Here is a 12,789-nt window from a genome sequence, read left to right as displayed (position 1 = left end):
CGTTGTCACAACACGCATCGGGAGAGTGTCATGTCACAGTCAACGGCCATCGTTACGGGCGCAAGTCAGGGCATCGGCCGCGCCACCGCGATTCGTCTATCGAAGGATTTCAAAGCGGTTGTGCTCGTTGCGAGGAATCGGGAGCACTTGCTGGAGACGGCTGCCGCGGTCGAAGCCAACGGAGCGAAAGCGCTGATTCTCGATCTGGATCTGGCGGACAAAGCGGCAGCGAAGATGGTCGTCGAAAAAACCCTGGTAGCGTTTGGTCGTATCGATGCGTTGTTGAATATTGCGGGTGCCGTCCCGCAGATCGATCTGTTCGACATGACCGACGAACAATGGGACGGTGGTATGGCGCTAAAGCTGCACGGCGCCAGACGCCTGACCATTGAAGCATGGCCGGCGCTGAAGGAGGCGAAAGGGTCGGTTGTCATGATGTCCGGCAATTCCGCCATCTTCCCGAAAGCGCCGTATGCGGCAGTCGGAACGATCAATGCCGCGATCGCAGCGCTGGCAAAAGCCTTTTCCGATCGCGGCATCACCGACGGCGTGCAGGTGAATAGCGTGTTGCCGGGGCCGGTCATGACAGGGCGCCGTCGTTCATATCTTCAACACTGGGCGCCCCTGCACAACATGACGCCTGAAGAAGCAATGGAACACTTCCCACAAGAAGCAGGTATTGCGCGCTACGGCGAACCGGAAGAAATCGCGGAACTCATGGCGTTTCTCGTATCGCCCGGCGCGCGTTGGATGACGGGCGCCATGCTTCGCATGGATGGCGGCGAAGTCAAATCGGTTTGATCGCCGTCGGCCGGGCAATCTTAAGAGCGTCATTGCTCGGCGCGTGTCTTTCATGAGTCGTCAAAAGGCAATCCGCCGTCGGCACGCCTTCCGTGATTCCCACTTGACCTTGGATAGTCACAATTCTCCTAAGATTTGAACGCCAGGCCGGCAGTGACACGCAGCCCTCATCCGCGGACGCTGATGTAGTATGCAAATGAGCCGGGGTGTGGGCGTGTGTACTGCGTGGCCATGGTTCGTACCGGCACCGGAACAGGATGGTAAGGGGGCCTCGCACAAGTGAGGCAGTGAGCGGGGGAACGGTTTTGGTGAAGCGCGCTTTGGCGTGGTTCGCGAAAGTACCGGTCGGGGATCCGGTCGATCGCAGCAACGCATTTTTCATGCAGTTCTTTTTTGCGTTCTACGGTTGCATGCAGCCGTTGAATAAGCTCTACATTCTCGCGCACGCAAATTTGCATCTGCTGATGTACTCCCACAGTCACGAGCTGCGTGGGACAAGCATCCCATTCTTCGTCGACCTTGCGACGGACGCGGCCATGTCCGCGTCGGCGTGGATTGGTTTCTATCTCATTCGCCGCGGGCTGTTCAAACAAGCTGTCAAGCAATTCCTGACCGTCGTCATCGTTTCGGCGGTGCTGTACTTCGGGGTGACGGGCGTTGTCGACACGAGAAACGACTCGATTTTCTTCGTGGCGATGATCATCGCCGGGCTAATGCTAGGGCGGCGCGCACTGTGGTACGTATACGGCGGCACACTGCTCGCCTATTTCACGGGCATGACGGTGGAGACGCTCTTTCCGCCACCGTTGCCGCAGTTTCTGGTTGGCCTGTATGCGGGGCTTCCGGGAACCATGTTTACCTATGCCGCAGTCGCCTTTGTGCTGGATCGCAGCGTGCAATCGCTGCGCAAGAGCTACGATCAGGTCAACAGCCAACACAAGCAGCTGCAACGCGAGATCGCCGAGCGCGAGCTGGTCCAGGAGCAGCTGTTGCATGCGCAGAAGATGGACGCGGTGGGTAGGCTCGCTAGCGGCATCGCGCACGATATTCACAATGTATTGGGTGTGATTCTCGGTTTCGCGCGTACGCGTCAACGGCTGGAAGAGCCCAACGATGATATCGAGCCCGTCGCGCAAGAGCTGGCCGATGCGCTCGAAGGCACCGAGCTTGCCGCTCGCCGGGGCGCCGCCGTGTGCCGGAAGCTGCTCAACTTCAGCCGGCGTAGCGTAACCATGACGGAGACGTTCGACGTTGCCGAAACGCTGCGCGAATTGCTGCCGCTACTACGGCAGTTGCTGCCGCCGAATGTTCACCTGGACGTCAACGCATCGGATCTCTTGTTACCTATCCATTTCGATCGGAACCAGTTCGAGCTTGCGCTTCTCAATCTGGTGACCAATGCACGCGATGCCATGCCAGACGGTGGTTTCTGTGTCGTTAGCGCTGCGAAATATGGCGAAAACCAGGTGGAAATAACGATACGGGACAGCGGTATCGGTATGTCCGATGAAACAGTCCGACGCGTTTTCGAACCGTTCTTCACGACCAAACCAATCGGCGTCGGTACAGGACTCGGATTGAGCGTGGTGTATGACCTGATCAGTCGCGCCGGTGGCACCATTGCGATCGAGAGCACGCCCGGTTTGGGTACCTGCGTGCGGATACATTTGCCCAAGTCCGAGGCGGTCGCGGAAGACGCGCTGCAGCCAAGTGCGCAATCGGTGCGTGTGTGGTTGATCGACGACGACGACGATCTGCGCATGTTGTTGAGGGCTGCGCTGGAGCAGGGAGGCTGCGTCGTGGAGGAAGCGGCCAATGGTGCGCAGGCGATGCGGCAGCTCACTGAATCGAAGTTGGCTCCTGCGGTACTGATCTGCGATCACCGCATGCCCGACATGGATGGCTCGACGTTGCTCGCCCATATCCGCGAGCGTTATCCATCAGTGCCGGCGATTCTGATTTCTTCGTACATAGAAGGCGACAACTCTTCCGGCCAGACCGGCCATGCGCTCAACGAGCGATTGCCCAAGCCCTTTGCGCCGGAAACTCTGTTGGCACATGTGCATCACGTGGCGCGGCGTAATGCATTGCAAGGTAAATCGGCCGACCTTCAGTGAGAAACCAGCACGTAGCCCTGACCCGGTACCGCGTTCAACGGGAAGGGCATACCCAACACGCGCATCACTTTCTTGCGAATGCGATGTACCAGGGTATCCAGTCGATGCGGGTCGTAGTTGTGCACGTTCGAGGTGACGGCTTGAATCAGCGCCTCGCGTGAGACGACGCGATTGGGTGCCTCGATCAACGGGGCGAGCAGGCGGCTTTCGAGCTGGCTCAGCGCGACGGGTTGACCGGTCGGCGATAGCAGGCACCAGCCGTCGGCGCCCAAGCGCCAGCTGTGATCGTTTTGCGAGGGCGAAGAAAGCTGCAGGCGCCGGGCGAGGCTATAGAGCGTGGCAGCCAGCACATCGATGTCCACTGGCTTGGAGAGATAGGCGTCGGCGCCTTCCGATAGTCCACGCACCTGATGATGCCTTTCTGCGCGTGCGGTAAGCATCACGATACCGATGCCTGCAATACCTGCCCGTAGATTACGTGCGACCTCGAAACCGTCGAGGTCGGGCAGACCGAGGTCCAGCACGACGATGTCGGGAACCTGCTGCCGAAGCTTGGCCTCCAATTCCGATGCGCGGCCAATGGCTTCCACCCGGAAACCAAATTGCTGCAAATGGGGAACGAGGACACGATCGCGCAGCAGATCATCGTCTTCGAGAATCAGCACTTTCAGAGGTGATTGCGAACTCACATTCGTATCGGATCAAGTCCGTTCGTCTTAAAGGCGGCCCATCACTTGGTCTTCACGGATGGCAACGGGTTCGATCATAGGGCAGCGAATTGGGAGCCGCCAGTCGATAGCGAAAAGCAAAGAAGCCGGGCATCGCTGCCCGGCTTCCTTAGGTTCTTGCGATGGTTGTCTTAATGGCTGGCCAGTGCCGGTGGTTTTGCGGCGCCACCGTTGGCAGACCCCTGTAGCCAGTTGCCCTGGATCTGCGTGCCGGCCGGTACGACGAATGGCGTACCGTCGGATGCGGCCACACGCAGCGCCTGGAAGCCGCCGCTACCGTTGCTTTGCCAGTCGTAGACATCGCCAGCGGTACCCACCCACAAGAGGTCGGCCAAGCCGTCGCCGTCATAGTCGGCAATGCTCGCCAGCGTATAGCCGGCCGTATAGCTGAAGGTCTTCTGCGATGTAACGTTGAAGCCATTCATCATCCAGATTTGCACCTGATGGGTAGACGTATTGACCCACACCAGATCGGTCACGCCAGTACCGGTGAAGTCGCCCGCGCCAGACAAGGTATAGCCTTGCGGACGGCTGGCATTGAGCACGTGCATGACGTAACTGCCCTGCTGGTTGTTGATCCAGCCGTAGACGCTGGTGTCAGTGGGACTCGTCCACACCAGATCGCCGTAACCATCGCCATTGAGATCGGCCAAGGTGGGCACATAACCGCTCGGCACCGAGGTCGGAGCCGTTGTCGATGCCAGCGTTGCGCCCAGGGTGCTCAGATCCGTACCCAATTTCCACCAGCCGTATTGCGACGTGCTCGCGTTGAACCACAGCAATTGTGGCGCGCCGCTGTTGTCGATCACTTCCGAGCCCATTAGCTTCCAGCCTGCGGAATACGAGGGTCCAACCTCATAAGGGTAGTAACCGCCGGCGTCGTCGGATATCCACACATACAACTTGTTGTCCGGGCCAGTCCAAGCCAGGTGCGCCGAGGTCAGGCCAAAGCTATCGAGGACGGGGAAGAAGTCGGCAACGGCACCAATGGTGTACCCCGCACCTACCGACAGCGTGCTCTGAACCCTGACGACGCTGCCTTTCATGGCCAGCGAAGTGAATGTGCCTTTGACCGGATCGACAAGGGCGATATCGCTGAAACCGTCGTTGCTGAAGAAGTCGTTGATACTGCCATCCGACGCCGTAAGGAAATCGTACGGTGCCACATACGGCGTGGTGCGATGGAACGGCTGCTCGAACTTCGTCACCGCATTCACGAGATTCGTCACGTTGACCGAGCCAAGGCCGGTGGCCATGTTGTAGCCGACGCTGGCGGACCAGGCTGGTACCGTCGTCGTCTGATTCTCGCCGGCTGTGGCATAGATCACGCCGAACGACTCATCCCCGTCAATGCTGTTCGAGCCGAGGTAGCAATTGGGCGTACCCGAAAAACATGGCTCGTCAATGTTGCCTACGGTAACGTTGTTGAATACGCAATCGCCGCCGATGCTTGCACCGTTGGACGAATTACAGCTTGTCAGCATGGCGGTGTTAGGCGAAGCATTCGTGCCGTATTGCTTGATGGCAAGGTTGTACAACGCCGGGAGGATATTGCCGCTGGTGCCACCCGAAGCCTGATTGATCAACGCCTGCACACCCGCCATGGACGGAGCGGCGAACGACGTGCCACCGGCCGAGTTGTAGAACACGTCATCGGAGTTCGTGTAGTCGCACGTCGTGCCTTGTTCGGTCGTGTCGGACATGCAGTAGACCAGCGCATGGCCATACAGACCGTTCGCCGCGAACAGCGAGATGTCCGGCAACGTACGCGACGCAAAGTTGGTCTGTCCATACACACCTTCCTGCCATTCCGGCTGCGGGAAAACGCCGCTGGCACCGCCGCCGCCGCCGGCGACATCCAGATAGTCGCTGCCTGGACCGGTTGCGTCGTTGCACGCCGTGATGCCACTGGTGTAGCCCATCAACTTATCGAGCTGGCTGCTGGCGCAAGAGTCGTTCCATGTCTGTTCCGGTATGTAGCTGATTGCCGATGCGTCGAGCGCGAGATTGGACGACAACCAGTACTGGCCGTTGCTGCCGAAATCGTTGAAATCCGTACCACCTACCGCAACGTCATACGGCGACGAGGCCAGAATGTTGACCTGTGCACCACCGGATGCCGCAAACAGCGCATCTTGATCGCAAGCGGCAGAGCCAGCATCACCGGTCGACACGAAGACCGTGGTGCCTTCCGCTTCCGCATCCGACCACAGAATGGATGCAAAGGTATCGCCACCCGACGCACCCTCGCATTCGCCGTAACTGAGGCTCCAGATAGCTCCCGGCGACGAACTGGTTAGGTAGTCGGCAGCGAGCAAGGCGCCAAACGTGGCGGTGTTGTCCGCGCACGATGCCACCACAATGTTCGCGTCGGGAGCGGCTGCGCCGGCCCACTCGGCATCCAGTGCCGCTTCGCTCTCATCGCCGTTGACACCCGGATCGGCACAGCCGCCGGGATGCTCGAGGGTCACCGTACCCTTGGCGTTCGCGGGAAGAAATGCGTTGCGGAATGTCGCGACGTCGGCAAGGTTAATGTCGGTACGTTCAAGCACCACAATGGTCTGGCCTGCGCCACGCGTACCCTGACTCCACAAGGGATTGACGTTGTAGATGGTGTTGAAGTCAGCCGGCACCACATCGTAGGTGGTCTGCGTTTCCTTCGTGCCGCCCGGTACCGTGAATTGCGGTGTCGGTTGGTGGGTGCCTGTCGCAGTGGCCTTGGCTACGGTCTTCCACTGACCACTTGCCTTGTCCTTGTTTACAACGCCCACATCGATGTGTTGCGGTTTGGGAAAGAAGTTGTGCAGACGGACGCCTTGAACGACGGGAGCCAACGCCGCCGGAACCTGCACGGGGCTAGCGTTGGCGAAATGCTGCTCACCATTGATTTGATAACTGTGCATTGACGCGTTGAACGCGCCATTCAACGCGGCCGCATCGCCCGAAAAATGAACAACGAGCCCATCCAAACTGACGCTTTTCACCTGCAGTCCATGCGATTGCAGCCACTTCGATACCTGAGTGACATCGGATTGCTCCGGGCCGTACATCGTGCCGATCTGCGACGCTGTCAGCCAATGATGGAAGTACGGTGAACTTGGATTGCTCTGCTCGCTGAGCAATTGATCGAAGGCCTGCTGCTTCGCCGGACTGCGCTTGAGAACAAGCTTAAGGTCCGCGAATGCTTGCGTGCCGGGAAGCGCGCCTTTGTCGTAGGCGGCGACTGCATAAGATGAGCGCGTGTTGGTGAGTGTTGTTTTTTGATTGTCATCGACGGAATGGGTGATTCTCGCCTTGTCTTGCGGAACGGCTGGTAAGTAACCCGGGCCCTGTGTCGTGGTGTTGGCGCTTGCTGCGATTGGAACCGCAATGCCCAGGGCCAAACCCGCGACCGCGAACCACGGCTGATATTTTTGAGTCAGCATGTAAATTCCCCGCGTTCTAGAAAGTTCGCCACGCGCCTAACGAACAGCACCCGAGACCCTTACCCAGGGGTTCGCTCTCTCGTGGCATGCATAGCCGCCCTCTCCGACAGCTCGCTCACGAATATAGGTGTGAGTACTGAAATTCGCACGCAACAGAAATCTCCTCGTCTCGCGTCCGAATCACCCGTGCTCACGCGATCTCTCCGCTTACGCCTTCCAAACGCTCCATTAGATGGCTTAGATGCAACGCAAATGCAGCAATACGCGCGCGTCTAGCGCGTTTTTTTCATATGCGGCGTTGGTGCCGGGGCGCGCTTCGGCGTCATGCTGGCGCCTCAGGGAGGGTTTTCAGCGCGTGTAATTCAGCGCATTTCCTGTCTTTGCCCAACGCCACTTTCGCCGCGTTGTGCGACGTGCCGAGCCTCAGATTAGCCTGCTTTTAAGGCAATGATTGAGGCGAACGTGCGATCATGGCGTATGACTGCCTTTGCCACACTCCCCTTGAAACCCGAACTGCTGGCCAGTGTCGAAACACTCGGCTACAGCACAATGACGCCCATCCAGGCGCAAAGCCTACCGGCCATGTTGGAAGGGCGCGATGTCATTGCCCAAGCGCAGACGGGCAGCGGTAAAACCGCTGCGTTCGGGCTGAGTCTGCTGCAATCGTTGAACGTGGAAACGATCCGCTTGCAGGCGCTCGTGCTGTGCCCAACGCGCGAATTGGCCGATCAGGTGAGCAAGGCCATCCGCAAACTCGCGGCGAACATCCCCAACGTCAAACTGCTCACCTTGTGCGGCGGCATGCCGTTGGGTCCGCAGCTGGCGTCGCTGTCGCACGATCCACACATCGTGGTCGGTACGCCCGGTCGCGTGCAGGAACATTTGAAGCGCGGAAGCCTGCACGGCGGCGGCATCAAGGTGCTGGTGCTGGACGAGGCCGACCGCATGCTGGACATGGGTTTCAGCGAAGCCATCGATGACATCATCGGGCGCATCGCTAAGCATCATCAGACGCTGTTGTTTTCGGCGACCTATCCGGATGACATCAGGGCAGTGAGCGCACGCGTACAGCGCAACCCGGTCGAAATCACCATCGAAGCGCCGGCCGAAACAAAACCTGCGATCGAGCAGCAGTTCATCGACGTGGATCCGGCCCGCAAACTCGACGCGCTTTCGCAACTGCTTACCGGCGAACGCGGCCAGCACGCGCTGGTGTTCTGCAACATGCGACGCGACGTCGATGCCGTGGCGCAAGAATTGGACAGCCGCGGCTTTTCCGCACTGGCCTTGCATGGCGATATGGAACAACGCGACCGCGATGAAGTGCTGGTGCAATTCGCAAACCGCAGTTGCGCCGTTCTGGTGGCGACCGATGTCGCAGCACGCGGCCTGGACATCACCGCATTGCCGTTGGTGATCAGCTACGACGTCGCCCACGATCCGGAAACGCACACCCATCGCATCGGCCGCACCGGTCGCGCCGGGCAAACCGGTCTGGCGATAACGCTATGCACGCCACGCGAAAAACCCAAGGCGGACAACATCGAACAGATGCTCGGCAGATCACTGTCGTGGCATCCATTGAAACTGATTGCGCCGCGTAGCAAGACATTGAATTTGGCGCCGATGAAAACCCTGGTGATCGACGCCGGACGTCAGGACAAGCTTCGCCCCGGCGACATCCTCGGTGCATTGACCGGCGACGCGGGCCTCAAGGCGGACGACGTCGGCAAAATCGATGTTTTCGCCACGCGCGCGTACGTCGCCATCACTCGATCGGCTGCAAACAAAGCGCTGGAACGTCTACGTGCAGGCAAGATCAAAGGACGCAATTTTCGTGTGCGTCCATTGAGCTGATCTTGCCAGCCGGGCGTTTGGCTTAAGCTTTTAAGCGACGCGACGCGCAATTACCGGCGCGGTCGTTTTTTCTCGACCTTCGGCTTCTCGGGTGCTTGCCCCGAATGCGCGGCATCGCGCTGAAAACGGTTTGTCGATTTGAAATCTTTGGCTTGCTCGACCGCAGAAGTAATCTTCGTGCCGGAATAAACCGAATGAATGGTCGATGCCGACAAGGGTTTTGGAGTGTCGTTCATTCGGGTGTCTACATAGCTAGGCGGTACCGCCCACCATACTCTCAAATTGCCCATCACGCTGGGCGGCCATTCCGGCCTGCTACCCAACCGTTTCAAGCGCCTGCCGTTCTACCCTGCAAGCGATAGTTGGCACCCGCTTTGGGTCGCAAACATGCATCTAATCCAATCACTTCCAACGACGTTTAACACTGACTTCTAAACTGAAGCGTGGACTGCACCATGCAGATTCAGTAGTCGATAGCGTCCGCATGTCGTTCTGAATGCAGCATCAAGGCACCAGCCCCGCACATCTGTGCGGGGCTATGCGTGTATATGGAGCTTATTGCCAGGGCGGTGACGCCGCACCATTAAAGAGTGCGCCAACAACCCACCAGCCGTTGGGATAACTCCAGTAGTCCCCCGATTGGTAAGTGTTCTGGAGTGCCGGGTATTCGGGGGCGTTACCGGTGACGTCATCGGTGGCAATGTTTTGCAAGCCACCCGTGCTCAGGTACATGTAATCGGGGTCGAAGTTGTAAACAGCAGTGTTGTTGACACCGTTACCTGCAATCAGGTAACCGGCGGAGCCGACATGAGTGTCTACGACGTTCGGACCAAAGATCGGGGTCACCTGGATGCCCGTTTGATTACCATTGGTGTCGAAGGAGCGCGACCAGAGCATCCCTTGGCCCTGTGTGCCATACATGCCCGGTATGTACACCCGCACACCGATATTCTGTCCTTGGTAGCCGCCGCCGATTGACATGATCTGGCTATTCGCAGGCAAATAGGACGTCAGGTCGTACGCGTTGAAGCCGGTGCCGTTGCTGCTGCCGTTGCTATCCCACATGTATAGATCGTTCGCTGCACTTGTCCACAGAATGCTGAGTCGATTAGACGAGGTGTAATAGCCGATGCTGATCGGGTAATAGCCGCACGCAACGGGAATGATTTTGGAGCCGATGCGTGTGGCCCCCTGCATCGTCCAGTAGGCGAATTCGCATGCGGAAGGATTGAGCCACAGCAAATCGTCATCGCCATCGCCATTTACATCGCCGGCGCCGATAAGTTGCCATTGACTTGGGTAGGTGCCGATATAAGTGGACGTCCATCCGCCATGTTGATTGTTAGTCCACATGTACAAGTCACGATTGGCGCTTGTGAAGACGAGATCGGCAAAACCATCATTGTTGAAATCACCCACGGCGCCGACGAAGTAACCGGGCGTGATGTTGTAGGTACTCAGCGCATCGCGCGTAACACCGCCGCCATCCAGGTTGCTGGACTCTGTTGCAGTCATGCTCCAAAGGCCGATCTGGCTCAACCAAGGGTTAAACCACAAGATGTCGGACGTGCCATCGCCGTTGAAGTCACCCGGTGTATGCATGCTCCCCGGAATCGGTGTAGTCACCTGTAGCGCAGGCAAGGTACCGAACGATACAAGCGGAGAATTGGAGCTGGAAATGCTCACAGTAGCCAGATTGGCGAACCCATTAACGATTACGCTGCCCCAGCCACTGGTGTAGTCCCATCCGACAACGGCGGAATAACCATCATTATTGCCAGCGGTAATGTCATGAAAGGCGGTGGCGTAACCAAGCTTCGACAATTGCGCAACCTTGTAGATCACCGGCGTCGCAAAACCCAGATTGGTACCGTCGGCCTGCAGCACGTGCGCCCACATGCCCACCGCAAGTGGCGCAGAGAGGCTGGTGCCGCCCCAAGCCTGATTCGGTTGGCCATCCACGGTGATCAGCGCACCGGTGATCGGGCTGCCATCAAACGCAATGTCAGGCACACCACGATAAGTCTGATTGGTAATGCCCGTTACACCTTGCTGCCAGATCGGAATCGGTTCGAAAGTGCTGGGGCTGCCACCGGTGGCGCCGTCGCCTAGGTTGTTGTCATTCCATACGTTTTCGATTTGCCATGTGGTCGCGGGGCTAGTGAGCAAGGAGGTGCCACCGACCGAGGTCACGTAAGGAGAGCTGGCCGGCCACGATGGCGTGTTCGTGCCGTTGTTACATTCATCGGCTCCTGTATCGCCAGCCGACACAAAAAAAGTCTGTCCCTGTGCCACGGCCTGCTTGAAAGAACTGTCACCGGTTGCTGCTTCTCCGTCCGACTGTGCATCGGTTTCGCACTCACCCATCGAATAATCGATCGCCTTCAGCAGGTTATCCGACACCACTTGAGCGATAGCGACTTGCAAGTCGCTGTCATTGTGCGAATTGGCGACGTAGAAGTAATACTGTTTCACGCCGGTGAAAGCGATAATGTTCTGGCTATCCAAATCCCATTCGGAATCATCGCTGTTGCTGCCGCCACCATTGCCAACGGCAGTGTCGCCCCTCAGCGTGACCGTGACACCAGGATCCGCCGTTTGCAGGTCGCTCAACACGTTCGTCATCGGCCCCGTGGAGATAGAGCCCACCGAAACCGACGTCACTGGGGCCATTCCGCTGGCGCCATAAATTACCGGGAAGTCGGAGGGCTGATGTGCAAACCCATCACCTTCTGGCAGGGATTGCGGTGCCATGGCATGTGCGGCGAACGGATCATAAGGACGTGTCATCGCGTGAGAAATGTGCACGTTCTGCAGGCCAAGCACGGCGTGAACGACATCTTGCAAGTTCGCGGGAATCTGCACCGCGCTGCTATTGGCGTACGCGTCGCGTCCATCGTGCGTTTTGACATGCGTGAACGAGGTGCTAAAAGCGGACTGCGCCGTGTCGGCACGACCATCGGCTTCCACCAAGGCATTGCCGGCGGCGATCTTTACATTGCTGAAGCCGGCCTTGGTCAGGTAATCGGCCACGACTTGCGCCTGTTGCTTCGTGGGCGCGTACAACATCTGGAACTGCCCGGAAGTCAGCGGCCGGAAACCGGGTTTGGCGATGTACTGATCGAGCTGTTGCTCGTTGCGCAGCTTCAACGCGACGACCACATGCATGGGCTGCGAAAAATCCAGCGGACCCACCGCCTTGTCGCCATTGCGCAAAGTCACTGCCGGATGCAGTGACACCATCGCGCTACTGACGGTAGTTACAGGATTACTTGCCGCCCTAGCGGAGATGCTTATCGAAGTGCCTAGTAACGCAAGCCCCACGGCTACCATAAGTCTTTCAGTGCGCAAATTGCTCAGCATTTGTATCCCCCTGGATTTAGACCTACTCGAAGTGCATTTCTGTCTTTTAGAAAAGCACTCTGCTCCCTTATTGCTTCAATACTGCCACGCTATCCTTACGGAAAGCCGTCCGAATTTGAGGCCGGATTTAACCGGTCGTTGCAACAGATTGATGAAATCGTACGGCCGGTATTTGAAAGTTTAAGGTTTTTCCAAGCCGCTCGTTAAACTGCCTCGCTACCGCGTTGAGCTTAGCTTGAAAGTACACCGACAGGTCGATGCCTTTGGGGGAAATATTGCCTTAAAATGCACGCTTTGGACGGCTGTTTGTGCGGCGATGGGGTCGGTGACATCCAGCGCGATCGCGCGCAGTCGCCACCAGGCGATGACCAGCCTGCAACACCGCTTCCGAAAGCGCGCGGCCGATACCGCGCGAACTGCCTGTGATGAGCCATCGTTGCGACATGGAACCTCCTTTCGTCTGGATATCTTGGCGATTCGCGCTGCGCTTAAGCCGGA

At 58.2% G+C, this 12,789-nt stretch carries 7 protein-coding genes and 1 pseudogene; 3 read left to right on the top strand and 5 right to left on the bottom strand.

The annotated features are described in order from the left end of the window. Window positions 1-30 precede the first annotated feature (30 nt). Window positions 31-801, top strand: a complete 771-nt coding sequence (locus tag EKH79_RS12340) for an SDR family oxidoreductase (RefSeq protein ID WP_126674124.1) — start codon at window positions 31-33, stop codon at window positions 799-801. Between the two features lie 308 nt (window positions 802-1,109). Continuing rightward, entirely contained in the window at window positions 1,110-2,918 is a 1,809-nt protein-coding gene (locus EKH79_RS12335) for a hybrid sensor histidine kinase/response regulator (protein ID WP_158621242.1), read from the top strand. On the opposite strand, the gene EKH79_RS12330 is transcribed toward EKH79_RS12335, so the two are convergent. Beyond that, window positions 2,912-3,607: a response regulator transcription factor gene (locus tag EKH79_RS12330; protein WP_233590295.1), complete on the bottom strand. Its 696-nt coding sequence runs from the start codon at window positions 3,605-3,607 to the stop codon at window positions 2,912-2,914. The two genes, EKH79_RS12335 and EKH79_RS12330, sit on opposite strands and share 7 nt — an antisense overlap. A 170-nt stretch (window positions 3,608-3,777) precedes the next feature. Further along, window positions 3,778-7,071, bottom strand: a complete 3,294-nt coding sequence (locus EKH79_RS12325; protein WP_126674122.1) for a protease pro-enzyme activation domain-containing protein — start codon at window positions 7,069-7,071, stop codon at window positions 3,778-3,780. Between the two features lie 477 nt (window positions 7,072-7,548). Between EKH79_RS12325 and dbpA the strand changes: the two genes are divergently transcribed. Continuing rightward, window positions 7,549-8,928: an ATP-dependent RNA helicase DbpA gene (gene dbpA, locus EKH79_RS12320; RefSeq protein WP_126674121.1), complete on the top strand. Its 1,380-nt coding sequence runs from the start codon at window positions 7,549-7,551 to the stop codon at window positions 8,926-8,928. Between the two features lie 555 nt (window positions 8,929-9,483). Here dbpA and EKH79_RS12310 read toward each other — a convergent pair. The 3 genes and pseudogenes from EKH79_RS12310 to EKH79_RS18940 form a co-directional block, all read right to left on the bottom strand. After that, a complete protein-coding gene (locus tag EKH79_RS12310) occupies window positions 9,484-12,150 on the bottom strand; it encodes a protease pro-enzyme activation domain-containing protein (protein WP_158621241.1) in 2,667 nt (888 codons plus the stop codon). A gap of 268 nt (window positions 12,151-12,418) precedes the next feature. Next, a pseudogene (locus EKH79_RS19065) lies at window positions 12,419-12,578 on the bottom strand (IS30 family transposase); the annotation flags it as partial. Further along, window positions 12,572-12,736: a hypothetical protein gene (locus tag EKH79_RS18940; protein WP_199754286.1), complete on the bottom strand. Its 165-nt coding sequence runs from the start codon at window positions 12,734-12,736 to the stop codon at window positions 12,572-12,574. The gene EKH79_RS18940 and the pseudogene EKH79_RS19065, both read right to left, overlap by 7 nt. Between the last annotated feature and the right edge of the window lie 53 nt (window positions 12,737-12,789).

It is taken from the genome of Dyella dinghuensis (assembly GCF_003977615.1).
In the GTDB taxonomy this organism is placed as follows: Bacteria; Pseudomonadota; Gammaproteobacteria; order Xanthomonadales; family Rhodanobacteraceae; genus Dyella_B; species Dyella_B dinghuensis.
Note: the sequence above shows the minus strand (reverse complement) of the source record. Positions and strands in the feature narration are given on the sequence as shown.

Bases quoted from the DNA above. Each gene is read 5' to 3' on its own strand.
- EKH79_RS12325 (WP_126674122.1), bottom strand. From the start codon at position 7,071: ATGCTGACTCAAAAATATCAGCCGTGGTTCGCGGTCGCGGGTTTGGCC.
- EKH79_RS18940 (WP_199754286.1), bottom strand. From the start codon at position 12,736: ATGTCGCAACGATGGCTCATCACAGGCAGTTCGCGCGGTATCGGCCGC.
- dbpA (WP_126674121.1), top strand. From the start codon at position 7,549: ATGACTGCCTTTGCCACACTCCCCTTGAAACCCGAACTGCTGGCCAGT.
- EKH79_RS12340 (WP_126674124.1), top strand. From the start codon at position 31: ATGTCACAGTCAACGGCCATCGTTACGGGCGCAAGTCAGGGCATCGGC.